Below are 22,420 nucleotides of genomic sequence, written 5' to 3'. Positions count from 1 at the left end.
GGAGCATCATGTTCAACGACCTCAGCCGCATGGGTAAGTATCTCGGGCAGGCCGCACGCATGCTGGTCGGCATGCCCGATTACGACACCTACGTTCAGCACATGCAGAACAAGCACCCGGACAAGACTCCGATGACCTACGAGGAGTTCTTCCGCGAGCGCCAGGAGGCGCGCTACGGTGGCGGCAAGGGAAGGCCGATCCGCTGCTGTTGATCGCGCGGATGGGTGTATAACGGACGGGCCGCGAGCGATCGCGGCCCGTTTTCTTTTCCGATTGCCTGGAAGTTCCCATGACCGATTCCGCAAGCGCACCGCAGATTCCGGTGACTGTCCTCACCGGCTTCCTCGGGGCCGGCAAGACCACTCTGCTCAAGCACATCCTCAAGGCCGAGCATGGCCTGAAGATCGCCGTGATCGAGAACGAATTCAGCGAGACCCCCATCGACGCTCAATTGCTCGGCGACGAGGCCGTGCAGGTGACGACGCTGTCCAATGGCTGCGTCTGCTGCACCATCAATAGCGACCTTGAGCGCGCGCTTTACGTCCTGCTGGAGCGCCGCGACAGCGGCGAGCTGGACTTCGACCGCGTGGTGATCGAGTGCACCGGCCTGGCCGATCCGGCCCCAGTGGCGCAGACCTTCTTCGTCGACGAAACCCTGCGCGAGCGCTACCTGCTCGATGGCATCATCACCCTGGTGGACGCCGCCAACGCCGAGCGTCACTTGCAGGAGGCGATCGCCCAGGCCCAGGTCGGCTTCGGCGACCGCATCCTGGTGAGCAAGAGTGACCTGGTGTCGCCAGCTCAGTACGAGGCTCTGGCCGAACGCTTGCAGCGCATCAACCGCCGTGCCGAGATCCATGCCGTGGAACACGGCGCCATCGAATTGGAGCGCCTGCTCGATGTGCGCGGCTTCAACCTCAACGCCGATGTTGGCCTGCGCCCACTGCTGCGCCCGGTGCGCCCGGCGGCAGACACCACCGACCGCATCACCACCCTGGTGCTGCGCAGCGACCAGCCGCTGGAAATCGAACGCCTCAGCGAATTCATGGACGACCTGCTGCAATGGCACGGCAACTCGCTGCTGCGTTACAAGGGCGTGCTGAACATCGCCGGCGAGGAGCGCCGCCTGGTGTTCCAGGGTGTGCTGCGGCTGTATGGGTTCGACTGGGACACCGAATGGAAGGGCAACGAGCAGCGTGAGAGCGTGATCGTCTTCATCGGTGACAACCTGCCCGAAGAGGAAATCCGTCGGGGCTTCGATCGCATTACAGGCGGCCCCACCGCCTGAATGCAAAACGCCCGGCAGATGCCGGGCGTTTTGTCTGGCTCTTCGTAGGAGCGAGCTTGCTCGCGAACCAGCGCTCTCGGCTAACTCCCGTTTTCAACGCTCGCGCCGTACAGTCCTTCTCCCTGAAGGGAGAGGGGGGGCCGGTGCGGTGGCGGGCTTCGGCGTCAGCCGGGAGCTTTTGTTCGCGAGCAAGCTCGCTCCTACCAAACCCTGCCAGCGCGGCGTCAGCCGCCGATCAGATGCTTGAGCGGGTGGTAATCCGCCTTCAGGTTCCCCGCCGCCTTGAGAATGGCCTGCTCGATCGCATTCAAATGCATGCAGGTCAGCTCGATGGCCGCTGCTTGGTTTCCCGACTCGATGTACTCAATCAGCCGCTGATGCTCGTTGCCGCGGCAGGTCTCGTGCTGGTCGTCGTCCAGGGTGGTGGCGTAGAGCGAGGCGCGCTCGATCAACTTGCGGAAGAAGTCCAGCAGCACCGGGTTGTTCAGCGCCGCCGCCAGCTTCAGGTGGAATTCGCCCAGCAGGTGGACGAACCGCGCGTGGTCGTGGTCGTGGGTCGCCTCCTCCAGCGCCACGTGGTCGCGCAGGTCCTGGATGATCGCGCTGTCCGCGCGGCGGCAGAGCTCGCTGACGATGCCGATCTCGATCAGCCGCCGGGTTTCGAACAGCGAACGGATCTCCTCGTCGCTGGGTAACGACACCCATGCACCCTTGTTGAGCGCGCTGGAAACCAGCCCGTCCGCTTCCAGATGCTTCAGCGCCGCGCGCACCGAAGTGCGACTGACCTTGAACAATTCCGCCAACGCCGCCTCGCCCAGCTTCATGCCGGGGCGCAGGGTGCGCTTGCTGATTGCCTCGTAAACCCCTTGGTAGACGCGTTCCACCGTGGACTCGGGGTGTTTCTCCGTCATGGCCGACTCCGCCTCTTGCTTGACCCGTCAAAGGATGCCGCAAAACCGTCCGTGCAAAACCAGTTGCAGAAGAAAAATACATCAGCTATTTCTAGATTGCATTCAAATATTGCATACAAAAACAAGAGGAATGCACCAAAATGAATCACTCGTCGTCAGTCGAGGTGCGTCGGGTCAGCAAGCGCTACACCGATGATCCCAACGTCGCTCCCGCCCTCAACGAGGTCTCGGTCGACATTGCCCATAACGAGTTCTTCACCCTGCTGGGGCCTTCCGGCTGCGGCAAGACCACGCTGCTGCGCAGCATCGCCGGGTTCGAGAACGTCACCTCCGGCGACATCCTCGTCGGTGGCGAGCGAGTCAACGACCTGCCGCCGTACCGCCGTCGCATCAACACCGTGTTCCAGAGCTATGCGCTGTTCCCGCACATGTCGGTGAGCGAGAACATCGCCTTCGGCCTGGAGATGCAGGGCCTGGCGCGTGGCGAGATTCCCGGCCGGGTCAAGGAAATGCTCGCACTGGTGCAGATGGAGCACCTGGCGCGACGCAAGCCGGCCGAGCTGTCCGGCGGCCAGCAGCAGCGCGTGGCCCTGGCCCGCGCGCTGGCGCCCAAGCCATCGGTGCTGCTCCTCGACGAACCGCTGTCCGCGCTGGACCTGAAGCTGCGCAAGGAGATGCAGGTCGAGCTCAAGCGCGTGCAGGAAGAGGCGGGCATCACCTTCATCTTCGTCACCCACGACCAGGAAGAAGCGCTGACCCTGTCCGACCGCATCGCCGTGATGTCCCATGGCAACATCATGCAGATCGGCACGCCCAACGAGATCTACGAACGCCCGACGCATCGCTTCGTCGCGCAGTTCATCGGCGACATCAACTTCCTCCCTGGGCAGATGCGCCAGGGCGGCTTCCACCCCAACGCCATGGCGGCGGAGATCCCCTGCGAGCTGCCGGCGGGCCTGAGCAGCGCCAGTGTGCAACTGGCCTTCCGTCCGGAGCGCTCGAAGCTGGTCGACCCGTCGCAGCCGCACCACCTGCGGGCGGTGATCGAGACAGTGATGTACGTCGGCACCGCCACGCTGTATCGCTGCCGCCTGCCCGATGCCTCGCAGATCACCCTGCGCGAGAGCAACGAGGGCGGCCGCGCCCGCGACGTCGGCGAGGCCGTGGCGGTGCACCTGCCGCCCCAGGCCTGCCTGCTGATGGAGGCCTGAGCATGAAGGAGTCGCCCACTACCCGACGCCTGTTGCTGCTCAGCCCGGTGGCGCTGACGCTGCTCGGGCTGATCGCCATCCCGCTGGCGATCATGGGTTACATCAGCCTGCTGCCGCGCAACCTCTATGGCGGCGTCGACTGGCACGCCGACTGGCAGATCCAGAGCTACGTGCAGCTGTTCTTCCAGGAAGACTTCGACGGCAACCTGGAGCTGAACTGGGTCTATGCCCAGGCGCTGCTGCGCTCGCTGTTCCAGGCCGGCGGCACCACGCTGCTGTGCTTCCTCTTCGGCTTCCCGGTGGCGCTGTGGATGACCAGCCTGAGCGAGCGCTCGCGCAACCTCATGGTGCTGCTGATCACCATCCCGTTCTGGACCAACCTGCTGATCCGCAACTACGCCTGGCTGATCATCCTGCGCGAGCACGGCTGGATCGCTCAGACGGTCAATGCGCTGTTCCCCCAGGCCGGCGGCATCACCTTGCTCTACAACGACTTCGCGGTCTGCGTCGGCCTGGTCTACAGCTTCCTGCCGTTCATGATCCTGCCGATCTACTCGACCCTGGAGAAGCTCGACTGGCGCCTGGTCGAGGCCGCCTACGACCTTGGCGCCAACCGCTGGAAAGCGCTGCGCCGGGTGATCCTGCCGCTGTCCATGCCCGGTGTGATCGCCGGTTCCCTGCTGGTGTTCGTGCCGAGCCTGGGCGCCTTCATCACCCCCGCCATCCTCGGCGGCGGCAAGACGCTGATGATCGGCAACCTGATCCAGCAACAGTTCGGCACCGCGCGCAACTGGCCGCTGGGCGGCTCGCTGTCGTTCCTCTTGCTGGCGATCATGCTTCTCGCGCTGATCGCGTTCGCCCTGTATAGCCGCCGCGCCGCCAAGGCCGTTCACCTGGGAGGAGCCAACGCATGATCGCCCAGCACCTGAAGAAACTCCCCGGCACCCGCGAGACCAGCCTGCTGGTGCTGGCGTACCTGTACCTGCCGATCCTGGTGTTGATCGCCTACAGCTTCAACGCCAACCGCTCGGCCACGGTGTGGACCGAATTCTCCTTCGCCTGGTACGGCAAGATCGTCGCCAACCCGTCGATCCAGGCAGCAGCCTTCAACTCGCTGGTGGTCGCCGGCTTCGCCACCGTGCTGTCCACGGCGATCGCCCTGGCGGCGGCACTGGCGACCTCGCGGCCGTTCTACGGACGGCGGCTGGTGGAGGGCGGCATCAACCTGCCGCTGATCCTGCCGGAGATCGTCATCGCTGTGGCCACGCTGCTGCTGTTCATGTCGCTGGGCATCAAGCTCGGCTTGCTGACGGTGATCGTCGCCCACGTCGGCTTCTGCATTCCGTTCGCCTACCTGCCGATCCGTGCGCGACTGAACGATCTGGACAAGAGCCTGCTGGAAGCCGCCGGCGATTTGTACGCCAGCCCTTACCAGGTGTTCCGCCGCGTGACCCTGCCGCTGCTGTGGCCGGCGGTGCTTTCCGGCGCAGTGCTGGCGTTCGTGGTCAGCCTCGACGATTTCATCATGACCTTCTTCGTTGCCGGCCCCGGCTCGACGACGCTGCCGGTCTATATCTTCTCGGCCATCAAGGCCGGGGTAACGCCCGAGATCAACGCCATCTCGACGCTCATGCTGGTGATTTCCATCGTCCTTGTGGTGCTGTCGTACTGGCTCGGCCAGCGCGGCAAACCGGACGCCTGACTGCCCAGTTTTCGCCTTTGGATCTTTCGCTTTTGGACCCTTTGTTTCGGACTTTTTGTCTCTGGAGAAAGCCATGAAGTTGAATGCCCTGCGTCACGGCCTTGCCGGTTTGTCCCTCGCCCTGCTGGCCGCCGGCAGCGCCCAGGCCGAGGAGCCCAAGCAGTTGTTCTTCTACAACTGGACCGATTACTACCCGGTGGAGCTGCTGGCCAAGTTCGAGAAGGAGACCGGCATCAAGGTCACCATGGATGGCTACGACAGCAACGAAACCCTGCTGGCAAAATTGCAGGCCGGCGGCGCCGCGTACGACGTGATCGTGCCGTCGCACTCGATCATGCAGACGCTGATCAAGCAGGACCTGCTGCGGGAAATCGACACGCCCACGCTGTCGAACTTCCAGTACGTCAAACCGGCCTTCCGCGATCCGGCCTTCGATCCGGGGCGCAAGTATTCGGCTCCCTACCTGTGGGGCACCACGGGCTTCTCCTACGACAGCGCACGGGTGCCGGGTGGCAAGCTGGACGATTCCTGGAAGGAGTTCTTCGAGCCGCGTCCCGAGTTGCAGGGGCAGGTCGCCGCGCTGGATACCCCGAGCAGCCTGATCAACGCCGCCGCGCATTACCTGAACGTCGACGAGTGCACCGAGAACCCGCAGGACGCCAAGAAGATTCTCGAACTGCTGCAGAAGCAGAAGCCCTTCCTGAAGATGTACAGCTCGGACAACACCGTGGACCGCATGGCCTCCGGCGAAGTGGTGCTGATGCAGAACTGGAACGGCTCCACCGCTCGCGCCACCCTGCAGAAGAGCACCATCAAGTATGTCTACCCGCGCGAAGGCGTGGCCTCCTTCCAGGACAACTTCGCCGTGCCGAAAAGCGCTCCGCACCCGGAGAACGCCAAGGTCTTCATCAACTGGATGATGAAGCCCGAGAACGCCGCTGCGGTGACCAACGCCATCGCCTATTCCAATGGCATCCAGACCGACCAGTTGCTCGACGCCAAGTGGAAGGTCATGGACGCCATCAACATGCCCGAGGAGTACGCACAGCGGCTGCGCCTGGAAAAGGAATGCAGCAACAAGTCCCGCGAGCTGCAGGACCGCATCTGGTCCAAGCTCAAGGGCTGATTCTTCACCCGAAGCTCATGCTCGTTATTCGCTCTTCGTAGGATGGGTGGATCGCAGCGATACCCATGCGGCCGGCAAACGATGGGTATCGCAGGCTCCACCCATCCTACAAAGCAGCACCGATCCAATTTTCTGTTCCGAGGTCCCCATGACCGACAGCTACTGGCTTCGCAACATCCGCCCGCTCGGCAGCGCGGCGGAAGATTTCCTGATCCACAATGGCCGCATCGCCGAGCGCCGCCCGGCCAGTGGCGCTGCCATCGAAGCGGACGACATCGACGGTGCCGGCCAGCTCCTGCTGCCGCCTCTGGTAGAGAGTCACTGCCACCTGGACAAGACCCTGTGGGGCCAACCCTGGCGCCCCAACAGTGCCGGTCCCACGCTCAAGGATTACATCGCCAACGAGCGCCGTGTGCTGCGCGAGATCGAAGCTCCGATTGCCGAACGTGCCGGCGCGTTGCTGGAGCAGTGCATCGCCCGTGGCTCGTTGACCTTCCGCTGCCACGTGGACATCGACCCCGAGCTGGGCCTGCGCCATGTGGTCGCGATGCAGGCGCTGCGCGAGCGCTATGCCGATCTGATCGACATGCAGTTCGTGGTCTTCCCGCAGACCGGCCTGGTCAGCCGCCCCGGCACCGCCGAGCTGATGCGCGAGGCGATGGCGCTGGGCGTGGAAAACGTCGGCGGCCTCGACCCCTGTGGCATCGACGACGATCCCATCGCCCAGCTGGATATCGTCTTCGGCCTCGCCGTGGAGTTCGGCCGTGGCGTCGATATCCACCTGCACGACAAGGGTGAGCTGGGCCTCTGGCAGATCGCCCGCATCGCCGATTACACCGAGCGCCACGGCCTGCAGGGCAAGGTGATGATCAGCCACGCCTACTGCCTGGGTATGGCGCCCTGGGAGCAGGTCGAGCCGCTGGCCGAACGACTCTCCGAACTGGGCATTTCCCTGATGAGCTCCGCCCCGGCCGATACCCCGGTGCCGCCGTTCCTAGCCCTGCGCGAAGCCGGCGTGAACCTCTGCCTGGGAAGCGACGGCATCCGCGATGCCTGGTCACCCATGGGCAATGGCGACATGCTCGAGCGTGCCATGCTGCTGGCCTTCCGCTTCGACCTGTGCAAGGACGACGACCTTGCCGCCGCCTTCGCCGCTGCCACTGCTAACGGCGCTCGCGCGCTGGGCCGGGAGCCGGCGCGTATCGAGGCCGGTGCGCCAGCGGACTTTCTCCTGCTGCCGGTCGAAACCCTCGGCGAGGCCGTGGTCGCGCGCCCGGCCCAGCGCCAGGTGTTCAAGGCCGGCAAGCTGATCGCCGAGCAGGGCCGTCTTGTGGAGTCGCGTCTGTGAGCAAGCCCCGCATTGGCCTGAAAGCCAGTTTCGTGGTTGGCTTCGACGGCAGGCAGCACGTGCTCTGGCGCCACGGCGAAGTGGTGTTCGAGGGAGGGGAAATTCTCTTCGTCGGACGTGGCTTTCCCGGTAACGTCAGCCAATGGATCGATTACGGTCACGCGCTGATCGGCCCAGGTTTCATCGACCTCGATGCCCTCGGCGATCTCGATTCCACGGTGCTCACCCTGGATAACGGCGCCGAATGGAACATGGGCCGCGTCTGGTCCGAGGACTATCTGCGCGCCGGCCCGGGCGAGTGCTACAGCCCGGACGAGGAGCTGTTCAAGTACCGCTACGCCTTCACCCAGCTGATCCGCAACGGCATCACCACTGCCATGCCGATCACCTCCATGTACTACCGGCGCTGGGCCGAGCACTACGACGAATTTGCCGGGGTGGCCGAGCTGTCCGGCGAGCTGGGCCTGCGTACCTATCTGGGTCCCTGCTACATGAGCGGGATGACCTACGCCCGCGCTGACGGCAGCGCCGCGCAGCACTGGGACGAAGCCGCCGGCCTTGCCGGGCTGACGCAGGCCGAACGCTTCTTCCGCGACTTCGATGGCACGCAAGGCGGCCTGGTGCACGGCGCGCTGCTGCCGGATCGCATCGAGACCTGCACCCCCGCGTTGCTGGAGCGCACCGCCGCCGTGCAGCGTGAACTGAACGCGCCGCTGCGCCTGCACTGCTGTCAGTCGCGCTACGAAGTGGAGCTGGTGCGTCGCCTGCACGACACGTCCTCGCTGCAGTGGCTCGACCGCTACGGCCTGCTCAATCCGCGCAGCGTGCTGCCCCACGGCATCCTGCACAGCGGTGAGCACGAGCTGCAGCGCCTCGCCGACACTGGCACGAGCCTGGTGCATTGCCCCGTGGTGTTCGCCCGCGAAGGGGATGCGCTGGACTCCTTTGGTGGCTACCGTGCGCGGGGCATCAACCTTGCCATGGGCACCGATACCTTCCCGGCGGACATGCTCGACAACCTGCGCCAGGGCCTGAACATCGCGCGGGTGAAGGAAGGCGATGCCGAACACACGCGCATGCTCGATCTGTACAACGCTGCCACCCTCGGCGGCGCCCAGGCGCTGGGCCGCGATGACCTTGGCCGCCTCGCCGTCGGCGCCCGCGCGGACATCACGGTGTTCCGCCTCGGAGACTTCCATCAGGGCCCGTTTTTCGACCCGCTGAAGAACCTGTTCACCGCCGGCCGCGGCGACGACTGTATCGCCAGCTTTATCGACGGCCGCAGCGTGATGCAGGACGGCCAGGTGATCGGCGTCGATTACGCCGACCTGCAGCACCGCGCCGACGCACTGTTCCAGAAACAGATGCAGCACCACGCCGAGCGTGCATTCGGCAACCCACCGTGGCGCACATTGTTCCGTTCCGCGATTCCCTTTGCCGATTCGTACAGCGCCGGCGCACCACTGCTCGACGCGCGCACACCAACGGCCCCGTGAAGGATCACCCCATGCTCAGCTTCGACTTCCAGCAGCTCTCCGCCCGCGAAAAATACAAGATCCTCATCGGCAGCGTGGTGCCCCGGCCCATCGCCCTGGTCACTACCATCGACGCCGAGGGGCGCGCCAACGCGGCGCCCTTCAGCTTCTTCAACGCCCTCTCGGCCGACCCGCCGATCCTCGCCCTGGGCGTGGAGAACTACAGCGACCTGAGCCCGAAGGACACCACGCTGAACATCCGGCACAACCAGGAGTTCACCGTGAACATCGTCTCCGATGCGCTGGTGGAAGCCATGAACGTCTGTGCCGTACCCTTCGAGCCGGGCTTCGACGAACTGGTCGCCGCCGGCCTCACCGCCATCCCCGGCACCCGCGTCGGCTGCCCGCGCATCGGCGAGGCGCCGGTGGCGCTGGAGTGCCGACGGATGATGGCGCTGTCCATCGGCCAGTCGCGGGAGATCATCCTCGGCGAAGTGCTGATGGCCCATGTGCGCGACGACCTGATCGATCCTGCGACGCTCTACATCGACCAGCTCGGCCTCGATGCCATCGGCCGCATGGGCGGGCATGGCTATGCGCGTACACGGGAGTATTTCGACCTGCCGACACGTTCGCTCAAGCAATGGATGGAGGCTCCCGGCGCAGGTCAGCGTCTCTGGCCTGAAACCGAAGAGCTCGCCTGAACCCTTCTAGGAGCGAGCTTGCTCGCGAACCCGCCCAACGCCGAATTTCCCGGTGAATCCATTCGCGAGCAAGCTCGCTCCTACACAAAACGTTCTGCAGAAATGCAAACGCCCGGCATCCTTGCCGGGCGTTTGCATTTCACGCCAACACTTACTGCTGATGCAGCTTCCACGCGTCCCCGTGGGGCGCGGTGCCCTTGTCGTAGGGGCGGAACAGGGTCATGTAGGCCAGGCCCAGCAGGATCACGATGCCACCCACCAGGATGATCCCGTAGTTCAGGTACCAGGGAGCATCCGGCGTGCGCGGCCAGGACATGTTGATGATCGCCAGGACTCCGTAGGTCAGCGCCAGGATGTTCACGATCCAGCCCCAGTTGCCCAGCGTGAAGGCGCCGCTCGGCTTCCAGCCGCGCAGGCGGGCGAAGAGTGCACCGCCGACGATCATCTGGAACGACAGGTAGATACCGATGGCGGCGAAGCTCACCACCATGGCGATGGCGTTCTGCAGGTAGAAGCCGGCGCAGACGATCACGCTGGGGATCACGCCGCAAGCGATCAGCGCGGCGACCGGTACGTGGGTGTTGGGCGACAGGCGCTTGAGCAGGCCGCTGCCCATCACCATCTCGTCGCGGGCGTAGGAGTACAGCAGGCGGCTGGCGGCGGCCTGCAGGCTGAGCACGCAGGAAACGAACGAGACGATGATCACCGCCATCACCAGGCGCGCGCCGGTCACGCCGAAGGCGTTGTCGAGGATGGTGGTCATCGGGTCCTTGTCGGCGCCGGAGATCACCGCCGCCATGTCCGGTACCGCGAGGATCAGCGCCAGGGCGGCGAAGATGGCTGCGCCGCCGCCGATCCAGATGGTCATGCGCATGGCCTTCGGAATACGGCGGCTGGGGTTCGGAGTTTCTTCGGCGACGTCACCGCAGGCCTCGAAGCCGTAGTAGAGGAACATCCCCGCCAGCGAGGCGGTGAGGAAGGCCGGCCAGTAGCTGCCGTCGATGCGGATGTCGAAGGTGTTGAACAGCACCGAGAACGGCTGATGACGTTCGAAGATCAGCAGGTAGGTGCCGATCACCAGCGCGCCGAGTAGTTCGCAGATGAAGCCGAACATTGCCACGCGGGCCAGCAGCTTGGTGCCGGACAGGTTGAGCAGGGTAGCGATCACCGTCAGCGCCAGGGCCACCAGGGTATTGGTCACCGGCGTCGACTCGAAGCCGAGCAGCGTGGCGATGTACGGCCCTGCGCCAAGAGCCACGGCGGCGATGGTCACGCACAGCGACACCGAGTAGATCCAGCCGACCATCCAGGCCCAGCGCTTGCCCACCAGGCGTCGCGCCCAGGGATACACACCACCGGAGATGGGGAACTGCGAGACGACCTCGCAGAAGATCAGGCATACCAGCATCTGCCCGATGCCCACCAGCAGGTAGGACCAGAACATCGGCGGGCCGCCGGCGGCCAGGCACAGGCCGAACAGGGTGTATACGCCGACCACCGGCGAGAGGTAGGTAAAGCCCAGGGCGAAGTTCTGCCAGAGGGTCATGCTGCGTTCGAAATTGGAGGTGTAGCCCAGCGCGCGGAGTTGCTCCGCGTCGCGGTCCAGGGCGGCGCCTGGCTGGATCGAGCTGTTCATCGTGGATGTCCTGTTTGAGGTTTTCGCGTCGGCAGCCAATCGGGTGCAACGGAAAGCGTTGTTGTTATTGTGCGGCGCGCGGTTCGGCCCGCGCGCCGTCTTGCTCCAAACCTCTCGTGTTCCGGATCGCGTTACAGCTTGATCCAGGTCGCCTTCAGCTCGGTGTACTTGTCGAAGGCGTGCAGCGACTTGTCACGACCATTGCCCGACTGCTTGAAGCCGCCGAAGGGCGCGGTCATGTCGCCGCCGTCGTACATGTTCACCCACACACTGCCGGCGCGCAGGGCGCGGGCGGTGAGGTGGGCCTTGGAGATGTCGCGGGTCCAGACCGCCGCGGCCAGTCCGTACGGGGTGTCGTTAGCGATGCTGATGGCTTCGTCGGCGTCCTCGAACTCGATGACCGAGAGCACCGGGCCGAAGATTTCCTCGCGGGCGATCTTCATCGCGTTGCTCACGCCGTCGAACAGGGTCGGCTCGACGTAGGTGCCGCCGGTTTCCTCCAGCACGCGCTTGCCGCCGGTGAGGATCTTCGCGCCTTCGTCCTGGCCGGCCTGGATGTAACCCAGCACCTGCTCCAGCTGGCGACCGTCGACCAGGGCGCCGACGTTGGTGTCCGGGTCCAGCGGGTGGCCGGCTTTCCAGCCCTTGAGGGCCTCCACCACCAGCGGCAGGAATTTCGCCTTGATCGACTTCTGCACCAGCAGGCGCGAACCGGCGGTGCACACTTCGCCCTGGTTGAAGGCGATGGCCGCGGCGGCGGATTCGGCAGCGGCCTGCAGATCCGGGGCATCCTCGAAGACGATGTTCGGGCTCTTGCCGCCGGCTTCCAGCCAGACGCGCTTCATGTTCGATTCGCCGGCGTAGACCATCAGCTGCTTGGCGATCTTGGTGGAGCCGGTGAACACCGCGGTGTCCACATCCATGTGCAGCGCCAGGGCCTTGCCGACGGTGTGGCCGTAACCCGGCAATACGTTGAGCACGCCAGCGGGCAGACCGGCCTCGATGGCCAGCTGGGCGATGCGGATGGCGGTCAGCGGCGAGCGCTCGGACGGCTTGAGGATCACCGAGTTGCCGGTGGCCAGCGCCGGGCCGAGCTTCCAGGCGGCCATCATCAGCGGGAAGTTCCACGGCACGATGGCGGCGACCACGCCCACCGGCTCGCGGGTGACCAGGCCGAGTTGGTCATGGGGGGTAGCAGCGACTTCGTCGTAGACCTTGTCGATGGCCTCGCCGCTCCAGCGCAGCGAGTCGGCGGCGCCGGGGAGGTCGACATTCAGCGAGTCGCCGATGGGCTTGCCCATGTCCAGGGTTTCCAGCAGCGCCAGCTCCTCGGCGTGCTCTTCCAGCAGGGCGGCGAAGCGGATCATCACGGCCTTGCGGGTGGCCGGCGCTTCACGTGACCAGACGCCGGAGTCGAAGGTGGCGCGGGCGCTCTGCACGGCGCGCTCGGCGTCGGCGGCGTCGCAGCTGGCGACCTTGGCCAGCAGGCGGCCATCCACCGGGCTGATGCAGTCGAAGGTGTCGCCGGAGGCGGCGGCAAGGTACTCGCCCTGGATGAAGGCGCGGCCCTCGATCTTCAGGGCCTTGGCGCGGGCTTCCCATTCGGCGCGGGTTGGCTGGCTCATGCGTATCGCTCCTCGTTCTTGCTGTTGTGGGCGGAGACGGCCTGCGGACCGTCGCTGGCAAATACATTTGAAACCATATCTTATGTTTTTGCGGTTGCCAATACAGGTCGAAAAATGAGCGTTGGAAAGGAGTTTTCGTGCGAAATACCCTTGCTGAAAGTCCGGAAAGCGATTTAAAAATATGGAGACATAGTTTTGCGCGGAGCTGCAGCCGGGCTTGCCGGTAGACTTCGCCATGCACTCCAGAACAGGAACATTTCGCGCAGGAAGCGTCCGCGCCCCTCGCCTTGCCGCCTATGAACGAATTCAGGAAAGTCCGCCCCGCCAGCTTCATGCGCCTGCGCCAGGAAGGGCGCACCGAAGAAGTCGCGCGCCGGCTGGTGGAAATGGTCGACCTCGGCCTCTACGCCGAAGGCGAGCAACTGCCCAGTGAGAGTGAGCTGGCGATGCAGTTCGGCGTCGCCACCGTGACCCTGCGCGACGCGTTGGCAGAGCTGCGCGAGCGTGGGGTGATCGAGACACGCCGCGGTCGCAACGGCGGCAGTTTTGTTTGCTCGCCGCAGCACACGTCCGAGGACGCCCTGCTGGGGCAACTGCGCCAGATGAGTGCGCTGGAGCTGCGCGACCTGGGCGATGAGCATGTCGCCATCGCCGGTGCTGCCGCGCGCTTGGCGGCGCAGCGTTCCACCTCCGATGAGCAGGCGCGCATCGCGCAGTACCTCGATGCCCTGGCGAGCGCCACTACCCGACAGGAGCAGCGCCGCGCCGATGCGCGTTTCCACATCGAGATTGCCGTGGCCGCGCAGTCCGTGCGCCTGACCCATGCGGAAACCCGCCTGCAGGCGGAAATCGGCGAATGGCTGTGGCTGCCCGTGGACGGATTCCCTGGGGCGGCTGCCATCGAGATGGAGCATCGGGCCATTCTCGAAGCGATCAGCGCCGGCGACTCGAACCTGGCCGGCGCGCTGGCCGAAGCCCACGTCACGCGCGGCATCAAGCGGCTGATCAACCTGCGCCTGAGCCTGCTCGCCGACGACGGCTGACTGGCACAGCGCTTGCTGCTTTCACGGCGCGGCCGAGCGGGCGCACAGACTGACTCATCGATCCGACTTTGCGAGCCTCTCTGGCGCGCCCTTGAGCAAGAACAACGACAAGAACAGCGAGGCCCCGGTCATGTCCAGCGAACAACCCACGGATGAACTCCAGCGTTGTGCACAGCGCATCGACGCTTCCATCCGTAACGTTTTCCAGCGTCTCGACGAGTTGGCGGGCGAAGTCGTAGCGATCTGGCGCACGCTGGCGGAGGAGGGCAAGCGCCCGTCCTCTAAGGACCTCGGCGCACTACGCCCGCGCATCCAGCACGACCTCACCGATGACGGCACGCGCCTGCACGGCACCGGCGTGGTGATCGAGCCGGGCGAACTGGCCGACCAGGACATGTATCTGGAGTGGTGGTACCACGGCCGCGGTGACAAGGTCGTGCCCATGAGCCTGAACTTCAACCGGCGCAGCGAAAGCTTCTACAACTACCTCAACATGCCCTGGTTCTCCCGCCCGCGCGCCAGTGGGCAGCCCTCGGTGGTTGGGCCCTTCGTCGACCTCTACGGTACCGACCTGTACATCCTCGCCTTCTCCGTGCCGATCCAGGTGGACGGCCGCTTCATCGGCGTTGCCGCCGCGGACATTGCCCTGCACGAGTTCGAAAGCGTGCTGTTGGGCAGCCTGATGCAGATGGGGCACGAGGCCCTGGTGGTCAATGGAGAAGGGCGTGTTGTCGCAGCCAATACTGCCAACTGGTTCACCGGTGACCTCGCCCGACGCACGCTGGGGCGGGATGCGCAGGGGCGTGAACAGGAGCTGGCGGCGTCGTTCTCGCACTGGTCAGTCATCGAACGACCGCTGAACCGACGCCTGGCCGGCGCTGCCTGAGGCTGCCAAACGCCGCGTAAACGGCTAGGCTAGGGCGGTTCCCTCATCGACGGATACCGCCATGAGCCAGTCGCTCGACACCCTCACCGACTTTGAACCCCTGAGTGCAACGGATGCCCGCGTTCTCGGGTGCCTGATCGAAAAGCAGCTCACCACGCCTGAAGCCTACCCGCTGACCCTCAACGCCCTGGTCACGGCCTGCAACCAGAAGACCAGCCGCGACCCGGTGATGAACCTCACGCCCGGGCAGGTCGGTCAGTCCCTGCGCCACCTCGAAGGCCGCGAGATGACCCGCCTGGTCATGGGCAGCCGTGCCGACCGCTGGGAACAGCGGCTGGACAAGGCACTGGAGCTGGTGAAACCGCAGGTCATTTTGCTCGGCCTGCTGTTCCTGCGCGGCCCGCAGACCCTCAACGAACTGCTCACCCGCAGCCAGCGCATGCACGACTTCGACGATACCGAGGAAGTCCGCCACCAGCTCGAACGCCTCGCCGGCCGCGGCATGGCCTTGCAGCTGGAGCGTCTCAGCGGCCAGCGTGAAGACCGCTACATGCACCTGCTGGGCACCGAGGAAGACCGCGAGGCTGCCATCGCCGCCAGCGGTAGCCGTGCTTCCAGCGAGCGCAGCGACAGCGGCGGTCATGACGAAGGCCGTCTGGTCGAACTGGAAGGCCGTATTGCAGCTCTCGAGGAGCGCCTCGCGTTGTTGGAGATGGGCATTCCCCGAGACTGATTCGGAAGATTCCCCCGACAGGCCGACCAAGGTCGGTCTGTCAGCGCGCTAATCCAGCGTTAACATTTGATCCCGATAGTCAGGCTTGACCCCGCTTTACCCCGGAGTACCCCATGAGCCGCAAACCCTCCCAGGCCCAGCTGACCGCCGTGCTCAGCCAGCTCACGGAAACCGACTTCAAATCCATCAGCGATCTTGCCGGCCCCCGCGAAGCCAACCTGTTCGCCATCCGCGAACTGTTCCGCCAGGGGGTAATCAAAGGTGTGCTGATCGACGATCCCTTCGGCGCCGCGGACGAGGACGGTCCATTGCTGTGCAACGCCGAACGCCTGCGCCTGCGCAAACCTTGCGTGGAAGTGGTGGCGGAAGAGCAGGCCGAACCGCTGATGCCGCGGCTGGGCTTCCTGACGCTCTAGGCAAATCGCAGGCAAGAAAAAAGGCGCTGGGCTTGAGGCTCAGCGCCTTTTTCTTTGGATTTGGTGGAGCCGGGGGGATTTGAACCCCCGTCCGCCAGTTCTCCGCTGTCGGTTCTACATGCTTAGCCATCTCTATTAGGTTAACTCCTTGCGGCCCGAGTGGCAGGGCGCTTGGAGCGAGCTGTATGAGTTTTAGCCGTTACGTCTACAGCGAACTTGGCGGCGATCCTGTTCTATATGACAGACCTAATCTTCGGGTTTACAGGCATCCCCTAGGGTCTGCTAGCGGCACTTAGGCTGCTAGGGCGTAGTTGTCGTCGTTGGCAACTATAAAGTTGTGGCAGCTGATTTACGAGAACTGTCACCTACTCGGCATGCCCCTCGAGTTTTGTTACCGGCGTCGAATCCTAATCGGCCCCAAAACCTTTCAAGGTCGGGATTCATTCTACGGGAAAGCCGCCCCGATAGCCACCCGGGGCGGCGCAAGGTGTTGTCAGCTCAGGAATTTCAGCACGGCTTCGGCCACGGCCTCGGAGGACGCGGGGTTCTGTCCGGTGATCAGGCCGCGATCCACCTCGACGTGGCTCTGCCAGTCCGGACCCTTGCTGTAGCGGGCTCCGTTGGCCTTGAGCATGTCCTGGACGAGGAAGGGCACCACGTCGGTGAGGCCCACGGCGTCCTCCTCGCTGTTGGAGAAGCCGGTGACGTGTCGGCCCTGCACCAGCGGGCGGCCGTCGAGCCCGTGGGGATGGCGGAACACGGCTGGAGCATGGCAGACGGCGGAGACGGGTTTGCCGCTGGAATGGAAGGCCTCGATCAGCGCCACCGAGGTGCGGTCCTCGGCCAGGTCCCAGAGCGGGCCGTGGCCGCCGGGGTAGAACACGGCGTCGAAGTCGTCTGCCTTCACCTCGCTGAGCTTCACGGTGTTGGCCAACTCGGCCTGGGCTGCGCTGTCCTGGCGGAAGCGCAGGGTAGCCGGGGTCTGTGCGCCTTCCTCGTCGCTCTTGGGGTCGAGCGGTGGCTGGCCGCCCTTGGGCGAGGCCAGGGTCAGGCTGGCGCCGGCATCCTTGAACACGTAGTAGGGCGCGGCGAACTCCTCGAGCCAGAAGCCGGTTTTCTTGCCGGTGCTGCCGAGCTGGTCGTGGGAGGTCAGGACTACCAGGATTTTCATGCTCACTCCTTCGGCGTATCGCTAGTCATGCGGCTGCCACCGAAACGGCAGCCCGGACTGTCAGTGTAGGCAATGAGCCGTCCGCGTCAGCGCGACAGGGTGATACCCAGATAGGCGGCGTACAGCACGCCGTTGAGCATCAGTACCCAGATTGGCAGGCCGCCGCCGCGCTGGGCGTTGATTCGCAGCCAGAGCGCAGCTCCGAGGGTGACCAGCACGCCGGTGAGCACTTCGATGCGCGGCTGCCAGGGGGTGAGCAGGATACCGATGGCGGGCAGCAGGGTGCCCTGGAACACCATCGCGCCGCTGATGTTGCCGAAGGCCAGGGTGTCCTTGCCACGGCGCACCCAGAGGATGCTGTTGATCTTCTCCGGCAGTTCGGTGGCGATGGGGATGATCAGCAGCGACAGCAGCAGTGCTGAAATCCCCAGGATGTGCGACAGGCCTTCCACGCCATGGATGAAGCCCTTGGCGCCCAGCACCAGCAGCACCAGGCCCAGCAGCAGTTGCAGCAGGATGGTGGCGAGGTTGGTCGGCAGGCCCATGCGTGACAGGTACATGCGATGGTCGGCCTCGGTGCCGTGGCCGTCTTCCACCAGGCTCTGCGAAGCGCGGAGGGTCAGCGTGATGTAGCCCACGTAGGTCAGTACCAGCAGCACGCTGAGGGCGACGCGCACGGAGTGCAGTTCAGCAGGCACGAACATGGCGATGGTGGCGAAGCTGAAGGCGACCAGGAAGAAGTTCAGGTCGCGCTGCATGCCCGTGCGCTCGGGGCGGATGCGTCCGAACAGGCCACGAGCGCGCCAGGCGGCGAGCGCCATCAGGCAGGTGGACAGGGTGGAGAGCATCAGCGGTGCGCCGAGGATGGCGCCGACGCCGACTTCTTCGTTGAGATTGACATTGCTGGTGCCGGCGAACAGCGCCAGCAGTGGGATCAGGGTCTCCGGCAGGGCAGTGCCGATGGCGGCGAACAGCGAACCGGTGACGCCTTCGGAGATGCCGAGGCGCTCGCCGAAGTGTTCCAGCGCGTTGGTGAAAAGTTCGGCGGCGATCAGGATCACCAGCAGCATGCCGAGCAGTTCGAGAATGAAGGTCAGCATGCGCGCAGCTCCAGAGAGATGGAGCGAAGAGTGGGGTGGTGCATCACGGTGAAGCTCCCGGCCGGTGTAAGTACCCATGACCACGCATCTCCCCGGCCGTTGCGGAGATCACGTGGTCAAAGGTCTTGCCAGGCAAAGCTGCTGACGACGCCATGGCCTGCGGGCCAAGTGTGTTGACGTCGCCCCCGTTCGTCGAACGGTCGGCTACTCCCCAATGACGCCGCGCATTCTAGCGGATCGGGCGAGCAGCTCAACCCATGCGTCACCAGGTATCGATCAGCGGACGTTTTTTCCCCTGGCGTGCTGCGGGCTTCGGCGTCGATGCCAGGCCGCGCAGCAACCAGCGGCGGGTGTCGGCCGGGTCGATGACGTCGTCGATCTCCAGATAGCTCGCCATGTTCAGTCCCTTGCCGTTGCGGTAGGCCGCAGCGACCAGCTTGTCGAACAGCTTCTGTCGCTCTAGCGGGTCTTCGATTGCGGCCAGCTCCTTGGCATAGCCGAGGCGGATTGCCCCTTCCAGTCCCATGGCGCCGAACTCGCCGCTGGGCCAGGCGATGGTGAACAGCGCCGAGTGGAAGCTACCAGCGGCCATGGCTTGGGCGCCGAGGCCGTAGCCCTTGCGCAGGACCACGGTGAAGAATGGAACGGTGAGACTGGCGGCGGTGACGAACATGCGCGAGACGTGGCGCACGGTGCCGGTCTTCTCCGCTTCCGGGCCGACCATGAAGCCGGGGGTGTCGCACAGGGAAATGATCGGCAGGTCGAAGGCGTCGCACAGTTGCATGAAGCGAGCGGCCTTGTCGCCGGCCTCGGCATCGATGGCACCACCCAGGTGCATGGGGTTGTTGGCGATCAGCCCGAAGGGCTTGCCTTCGATGCGCACCAGCGCGGTGATCATCCCGGCGGCGAAGTGTCGGCGCAGTTCCAGCACCGATCCGCTGTCGGCCAACTGTTCGATAACCTGACGGATGTCGTAGACGCGCAGGCGGTTCTCCGGCACCGCGTGGCGCAGCAAGCGCTGGTCAGCGCATTCCCAATCAGCGGTGTCGCCCTGGAAATAGGCGAGGTATTGGCGCGCCGTCCGAGTGGCCTCGGCCTCGTCTTCCACCAGTACGTCGATTACGCCGTTGGCGCTCTGTACGTCGCTGGGGCCGACTTCCTCGGGGGCGAACTTGCCCAGGCCGCCGCCCTCGATCATCGCCGGGCCAGCCATCCCTAGGCTGGTATCGCGGGTGGCGATGATCACGTCGCAGCAGCCCAGCAGCGCGGCGTTGCCGGCAAAGCAGCGACCGGAGACCACGCCCACCAGCGGCACCAGTCCGGAGAGTCGCGCCAGGCCGACGAAGCTCATGTTGTCCAGCCCCGCCACGCCGACGAAATCGGTGTCGCCCGGACGCCCGCCGCCACCTTCCGCGTAGAGCACCAGTGGGATGCGCCATTGCTCGGCGAGGTGCAGCATGCGGTCGGTCTTCTTGTGGTTCATCACGCCCTGGGTGCCGGCGAACACCGTGTAGTCGTAGGCCAGCACCAGGCAGCGGGCCTTCTCGTCGCCGAACTGCGCGGCGTTGATGCTGCCCAGGCCGCTGACCAGGCCGTCGGCAGGGCTGCTGGCGATCAGTTCCTCGACGCTGCGGCGACGACGCTGGGCGGCGATGGCCAGGGCGCCGTATTCGATGAAGCTGCCGTCATCGAGCAGGTCGGTGAGGTTTTCGCGAGTGGTGCGCTTGCCGATCCTGTGGCGCTTGGCGACAGCCTCCGGGCGGCGCTCGTCGAGACCGATGGCGTGACGCTCGAGGACTTCGGCCAGGTCGGCGCGGATCGCGCCCAGGTCGATGGCGTCGTTGCTTTCAGGGCCCTGCGCTTCTATGTCCATCGGTTCGACGAACAGCAGCGCATCGGCTTCGTCGAGGCTATCACCGGGTGTGGCGGCGAGGCTGTGGACGATGCCGCTGGCGCTGGCCTTGACCTCGAATTCCATCTTCATCGCCTCGACGACGGCGATGGTCTGGCCCTGGGCGACGGCGTCGCCAGTGGAGACGTTCAGGCTGACCAGCACGCCCGCGCTGGGCGTAGCGAGTGGGACGCAACCAGCCGGCGCTTCGCTGGCACGCTGGGCTTGCGCGGATACGCCAGCGTGGCTGAAGAAGCGATGTGGGTGCGCGTGCTCCTGTGCCCTCAGCAGTGTGGCCAGGTGTTCTTCGATATAGCGGGTGGTGACCTGGTTGTCGGCCACTGCGCTCTGGCGCAGTAGATTGAGCAGCAGCGGTATGTTGCTCGCCACGCCTTCCAGACGGAACTCGCAGAGCGCCCGGTAGGCGCGCTGCACCAGCTGTGGATAACCGCCGTTGCCGTGGACGATCAACTTGGCCAGCAGCGAGTCGTAGCCGGCGCTGTTGCGGTAACCGGCGTAGCCGTAGCCATCCACGCGCAGGCCGGGGCCGCTGGGCGGCTCGTAGGCGCTCAGGGTGCCGCAGGCGAGGTGGGGCGTGCCGTCGCTGGCGAGGCTTTCCAGGTTGATCCGCAGTTGCAGGGCGTGGCCGCGCGGCGCGGGAATCTCGGCCTGGGTCAGGTTCAGTTCGGCGAGGCTGGCGCCGGCGGCGATGCGCAGTTGTGCCTGGACCAGGTCGATGCCGGTCACCGCTTCGGTGATGGTGTGTTCCACCTGCAGGCGCGGGTTGGCTTCCATGAACACGAAGTCGCCGCTGTCCTCGTCCAGCAGGAACTCGAAGGTGCCCAGGCCACGGTAGTCCACGGCTTCGGCCAACCGCACCGCGGCAGCGAGGATGGCGCCCCGCAGGCGCGGGTGCAGGTTGGGGCTGGGGGCGATCTCCAGCAGTTTCTGGTTGCGCCGCTGCAGGGTGCAGTCGCGTTCCCACAGGTGGCTGACGACACGACCGTCGCCGATCACCTGCACCTCGATGTGACGGGCGCACTGGATCAGGCGCTCGACATAGAGCCGATCATCGCCGAACGCCGCGCGGGCTTCGGCCTGGCAGCGGGCATAGGCGTCAGCGATTTCATCGGCGCGGTGTACCGCACGCATGCCACGTCCGCCGCCGCCGGCGAGGGCCTTGATCATCATGCCGGCGCCGGCGGGCAGTTCGCGGAAGAAGCGTTCGGTATCTTCCAGGGAAGTGGCGCGGTTGCTGCCGGCAGCCAGTGCGACGCCGTGGTCGCGGGCCAGGTCGCGGGCGCGGGCCTTGTCGCCGAAGACGTCGAGCGTTTCTGCCGAGGGGCCGACGAAGGTGAGCCCGGCGGCTTTGCAGCGGCGAGCGAAATCGGCGTTCTCGGAAAGGAAGCCATAGCCTGGATGCACCGAGTCGCAGCCGTGGGCCAGGGCCACGTCGATGATCTGCTGCTGGTCCAGGTAGGCGCTGGCGCCACGGCCTTGCAGGGCCGCGGCCTGGTCGGCGCGGCGGGTGTGCAGCGAGGCGGCGTCGTCCTCGGCGAAGATCGCCAGCGTCTGGATACCCAGCTCGGCAGCGGCGCGGGCGATGCGGATGGCGATCTCGCCACGGTTGGCGATGAGCAGGCGGGTGACAGGCATGGCGATTCCGGTTGTGATTCTTGTGGTCGGGAATCGCACCATCTTAGGCGGGTGGGGAGAGCGGGGAATCAACTACGGCGTTGCGAATGGCACAGGCTTAGTGGGCCTTATGAGCGGCGACCGGTGGGAGGCCGGCCGCCGCGTGCGGGATCACCCGTTGGCTCCGCCGTCGCCGGCGTTTTTCTTCAGCAGCTGCAGGGCTTTTTCGGTCTGCGCGATGCAGGCCTTGGTGTCACCCGCGGCCTGGGCCTGGGCGGCCTTTTCCTGCAGGCGCATGGCCTGCTCCTGGGCCTGGGTGTTGTTGGTGACGGTTTTTACCGCGTCATCGACTTTCTGGAGATTGTCGCTGCACAGGTCGGCGGCGAAAGCCGGTGACGTCAGCAGGGCGGCTGTAATGAGCAGGGCGGCACGTTTCATGGCAGTACTCCTGTCAACTTGACCGTTGTCGCGGACCGCACGAGCGGACCGTACAGGGTGGACTGCCGTGATTCGCGCGGG

At 65.3% G+C, this 22,420-nt stretch carries 20 protein-coding genes, 1 other RNA gene and 1 riboswitch; of the genes, 13 read left to right on the top strand and 8 right to left on the bottom strand.

The annotated features are described in order from the left end of the window. The first annotated feature begins 8 nt into the window (after window positions 1–8). Together ACKI1H_RS00505 and yjiA are read left to right on the top strand one after the other, a co-directional pair. Complete coding sequence (locus ACKI1H_RS00505) at window positions 9–212, top strand: YbdD/YjiX family protein (RefSeq protein WP_015478970.1); 204 nt, start codon at window positions 9–11, stop codon at window positions 210–212. 77 nt (window positions 213–289) lie between these two features. Beyond that, a complete protein-coding gene (yjiA, locus tag ACKI1H_RS00500; RefSeq protein ID WP_440467360.1) occupies window positions 290–1,288 on the top strand; it encodes a GTPase in 999 nt (332 codons plus the stop codon). 224 nt (window positions 1,289–1,512) lie between these two features. Here the strand turns inward: yjiA and ACKI1H_RS00495 are convergent, their stop codons facing one another. Next, on the bottom strand, window positions 1,513–2,199 hold the full coding sequence (locus ACKI1H_RS00495) for a GntR family transcriptional regulator (RefSeq protein WP_440467359.1): 687 nt from the start codon (window positions 2,197–2,199) through the stop codon (window positions 1,513–1,515). A 140-nt stretch (window positions 2,200–2,339) separates the two neighbouring features. Here ACKI1H_RS00495 and ACKI1H_RS00490 point away from each other — a divergent pair, with 140 nt between their 5' ends. The 7 genes from ACKI1H_RS00490 (at window position 2,340) to ACKI1H_RS00460 (ending at window position 9,765) form a co-directional block, all read left to right on the top strand. After that, window positions 2,340–3,410 carry an ABC transporter ATP-binding protein gene (locus tag ACKI1H_RS00490; protein ID WP_017516843.1) on the top strand — a complete coding sequence of 357 codons (1,071 nt, stop codon included), beginning with the start codon at window positions 2,340–2,342 and terminating at the stop codon, window positions 3,408–3,410. A gap of 2 nt (window positions 3,411–3,412) precedes the next feature. Continuing rightward, the gene (locus tag ACKI1H_RS00485) at window positions 3,413–4,324 is read left to right on the top strand and encodes an ABC transporter permease (RefSeq protein ID WP_171049504.1); all 912 of its coding nucleotides are present in this window, start codon (window positions 3,413–3,415) and stop codon (window positions 4,322–4,324) included. Beyond that, complete coding sequence (locus tag ACKI1H_RS00480) at window positions 4,321–5,112, top strand: ABC transporter permease (protein WP_440467358.1); 792 nt, start codon at window positions 4,321–4,323, stop codon at window positions 5,110–5,112. The genes ACKI1H_RS00485 and ACKI1H_RS00480 overlap by 4 nt, the downstream gene beginning before the upstream one ends. 73 nt (window positions 5,113–5,185) lie before the next feature. Beyond that, window positions 5,186–6,238: an extracellular solute-binding protein gene (locus ACKI1H_RS00475; protein ID WP_138524568.1), complete on the top strand. Its 1,053-nt coding sequence runs from the start codon at window positions 5,186–5,188 to the stop codon at window positions 6,236–6,238. 148 nt (window positions 6,239–6,386) lie between these two features. Continuing rightward, window positions 6,387–7,586 carry an amidohydrolase family protein gene (locus ACKI1H_RS00470; protein WP_138524566.1) on the top strand — a complete coding sequence of 400 codons (1,200 nt, stop codon included), beginning with the start codon at window positions 6,387–6,389 and terminating at the stop codon, window positions 7,584–7,586. Further along, entirely contained in the window at window positions 7,583–9,082 is a 1,500-nt protein-coding gene (locus ACKI1H_RS00465) for an amidohydrolase family protein (protein ID WP_440467357.1), read from the top strand. Before ACKI1H_RS00470 ends, ACKI1H_RS00465 begins: the two co-directional genes overlap by 4 nt. Before the next feature lie 11 nt (window positions 9,083–9,093). Next, window positions 9,094–9,765 carry a flavin reductase family protein gene (locus tag ACKI1H_RS00460; RefSeq protein ID WP_440467356.1) on the top strand — a complete coding sequence of 224 codons (672 nt, stop codon included), beginning with the start codon at window positions 9,094–9,096 and terminating at the stop codon, window positions 9,763–9,765. Between the two features lie 151 nt (window positions 9,766–9,916). On the opposite strand, the gene ACKI1H_RS00455 is transcribed toward ACKI1H_RS00460, so the two are convergent. Next, the gene (locus ACKI1H_RS00455; RefSeq protein ID WP_440467355.1) at window positions 9,917–11,401 is read right to left on the bottom strand and encodes an APC family permease; all 1,485 of its coding nucleotides are present in this window, start codon (window positions 11,399–11,401) and stop codon (window positions 9,917–9,919) included. Window positions 11,402–11,532: 131 nt separating this feature from the next. Next, window positions 11,533–13,026, bottom strand: coding sequence for an aldehyde dehydrogenase (locus ACKI1H_RS00450; RefSeq protein WP_440467354.1), 1,494 nt, complete (start codon window positions 13,024–13,026; stop codon window positions 11,533–11,535). Between the two features lie 296 nt (window positions 13,027–13,322). Here ACKI1H_RS00450 and ACKI1H_RS00445 point away from each other — a divergent pair, with 296 nt between their 5' ends. The 4 genes from ACKI1H_RS00445 (at window position 13,323) to ACKI1H_RS00430 (ending at window position 16,104) form a co-directional block, all read left to right on the top strand. Further along, the gene (locus tag ACKI1H_RS00445; RefSeq protein WP_246084892.1) at window positions 13,323–14,069 is read left to right on the top strand and encodes a FadR/GntR family transcriptional regulator; all 747 of its coding nucleotides are present in this window, start codon (window positions 13,323–13,325) and stop codon (window positions 14,067–14,069) included. A 91-nt stretch (window positions 14,070–14,160) separates the two neighbouring features. Beyond that, window positions 14,161–14,955, top strand: a complete 795-nt coding sequence (locus ACKI1H_RS00440) for a cache domain-containing protein (protein ID WP_246084891.1) — start codon at window positions 14,161–14,163, stop codon at window positions 14,953–14,955. Window positions 14,956–15,016: 61 nt separating this feature from the next. After that, the gene (locus tag ACKI1H_RS00435) at window positions 15,017–15,688 is read left to right on the top strand and encodes a YceH family protein (RefSeq protein WP_440467353.1); all 672 of its coding nucleotides are present in this window, start codon (window positions 15,017–15,019) and stop codon (window positions 15,686–15,688) included. Window positions 15,689–15,801: 113 nt separating this feature from the next. Further along, window positions 15,802–16,104, top strand: a complete 303-nt coding sequence (locus tag ACKI1H_RS00430) for a hypothetical protein (RefSeq protein ID WP_138524554.1) — start codon at window positions 15,802–15,804, stop codon at window positions 16,102–16,104. A 61-nt stretch (window positions 16,105–16,165) separates the two neighbouring features. On the opposite strand, the gene ssrA is transcribed toward ACKI1H_RS00430, so the two are convergent. The 5 genes from ssrA to ACKI1H_RS00405 all read right to left on the bottom strand — a co-directional run bounded on the left by ssrA (window position 16,166) and on the right by ACKI1H_RS00405 (window position 22,339). Next, window positions 16,166–16,523: a transfer-messenger RNA gene (gene ssrA / locus ACKI1H_RS00425) on the bottom strand. A 74-nt stretch (window positions 16,524–16,597) separates the two neighbouring features. Then, a complete protein-coding gene (locus tag ACKI1H_RS00420; RefSeq protein WP_138524552.1) occupies window positions 16,598–17,275 on the bottom strand; it encodes a type 1 glutamine amidotransferase domain-containing protein in 678 nt (225 codons plus the stop codon). Window positions 17,276–17,361: 86 nt separating this feature from the next. Further along, a complete protein-coding gene (locus tag ACKI1H_RS00415; protein ID WP_138524550.1) occupies window positions 17,362–18,375 on the bottom strand; it encodes a sodium:calcium antiporter in 1,014 nt (337 codons plus the stop codon). Window positions 18,376–18,431: 56 nt separating this feature from the next. Continuing rightward, a riboswitch (yybP-ykoY riboswitch) is annotated at window positions 18,432–18,600 on the bottom strand. Between the two features lie 37 nt (window positions 18,601–18,637). Continuing rightward, complete coding sequence (locus tag ACKI1H_RS00410; RefSeq protein ID WP_440467352.1) at window positions 18,638–21,922, bottom strand: carboxyl transferase domain-containing protein; 3,285 nt, start codon at window positions 21,920–21,922, stop codon at window positions 18,638–18,640. Between the two features lie 150 nt (window positions 21,923–22,072). Continuing rightward, window positions 22,073–22,339: a hypothetical protein gene (locus ACKI1H_RS00405; protein ID WP_138524546.1), complete on the bottom strand. Its 267-nt coding sequence runs from the start codon at window positions 22,337–22,339 to the stop codon at window positions 22,073–22,075. Window positions 22,340–22,420 lie beyond the last annotated feature (81 nt).

Source organism: Pseudomonas sp. YH-1 (genome assembly GCF_051990045.1).
GTDB classification, from domain to species: domain Bacteria; phylum Pseudomonadota; class Gammaproteobacteria; order Pseudomonadales; family Pseudomonadaceae; genus Pseudomonas; species Pseudomonas nicosulfuronedens.
This window is presented reverse-complemented; position numbering and strand designations above follow the sequence as displayed.

Bases quoted from the DNA above. Each gene is read 5' to 3' on its own strand.
- ACKI1H_RS00485 (WP_171049504.1), top strand. From the start codon at position 3,413: ATGAAGGAGTCGCCCACTACCCGACGCCTGTTGCTGCTCAGCCCGGTG.
- ACKI1H_RS00430 (WP_138524554.1), top strand. From the start codon at position 15,802: ATGAGCCGCAAACCCTCCCAGGCCCAGCTGACCGCCGTGCTCAGCCAG.
- ACKI1H_RS00495 (WP_440467359.1), bottom strand. From the start codon at position 2,199: ATGACGGAGAAACACCCCGAGTCCACGGTGGAACGCGTCTACCAAGGG.
- ACKI1H_RS00480 (WP_440467358.1), top strand. From the start codon at position 4,321: ATGATCGCCCAGCACCTGAAGAAACTCCCCGGCACCCGCGAGACCAGC.
- ACKI1H_RS00420 (WP_138524552.1), bottom strand. From the start codon at position 17,275: ATGAAAATCCTGGTAGTCCTGACCTCCCACGACCAGCTCGGCAGCACC.
- ACKI1H_RS00505 (WP_015478970.1), top strand. From the start codon at position 9: ATGTTCAACGACCTCAGCCGCATGGGTAAGTATCTCGGGCAGGCCGCA.
- ACKI1H_RS00410 (WP_440467352.1), bottom strand. From the start codon at position 21,922: ATGCCTGTCACCCGCCTGCTCATCGCCAACCGTGGCGAGATCGCCATC.
- ACKI1H_RS00435 (WP_440467353.1), top strand. From the start codon at position 15,017: ATGAGCCAGTCGCTCGACACCCTCACCGACTTTGAACCCCTGAGTGCA.
- ACKI1H_RS00460 (WP_440467356.1), top strand. From the start codon at position 9,094: ATGCTCAGCTTCGACTTCCAGCAGCTCTCCGCCCGCGAAAAATACAAG.
- yjiA (WP_440467360.1), top strand. From the start codon at position 290: ATGACCGATTCCGCAAGCGCACCGCAGATTCCGGTGACTGTCCTCACC.
- ACKI1H_RS00405 (WP_138524546.1), bottom strand. From the start codon at position 22,339: ATGAAACGTGCCGCCCTGCTCATTACAGCCGCCCTGCTGACGTCACCG.
- ACKI1H_RS00475 (WP_138524568.1), top strand. From the start codon at position 5,186: ATGAAGTTGAATGCCCTGCGTCACGGCCTTGCCGGTTTGTCCCTCGCC.
- ACKI1H_RS00490 (WP_017516843.1), top strand. From the start codon at position 2,340: ATGAATCACTCGTCGTCAGTCGAGGTGCGTCGGGTCAGCAAGCGCTAC.
- ACKI1H_RS00450 (WP_440467354.1), bottom strand. From the start codon at position 13,026: ATGAGCCAGCCAACCCGCGCCGAATGGGAAGCCCGCGCCAAGGCCCTG.
- ACKI1H_RS00455 (WP_440467355.1), bottom strand. From the start codon at position 11,401: ATGAACAGCTCGATCCAGCCAGGCGCCGCCCTGGACCGCGACGCGGAG.
- ACKI1H_RS00445 (WP_246084892.1), top strand. From the start codon at position 13,323: ATGAACGAATTCAGGAAAGTCCGCCCCGCCAGCTTCATGCGCCTGCGC.
- ACKI1H_RS00470 (WP_138524566.1), top strand. From the start codon at position 6,387: ATGACCGACAGCTACTGGCTTCGCAACATCCGCCCGCTCGGCAGCGCG.
- ACKI1H_RS00415 (WP_138524550.1), bottom strand. From the start codon at position 18,375: ATGCTGACCTTCATTCTCGAACTGCTCGGCATGCTGCTGGTGATCCTG.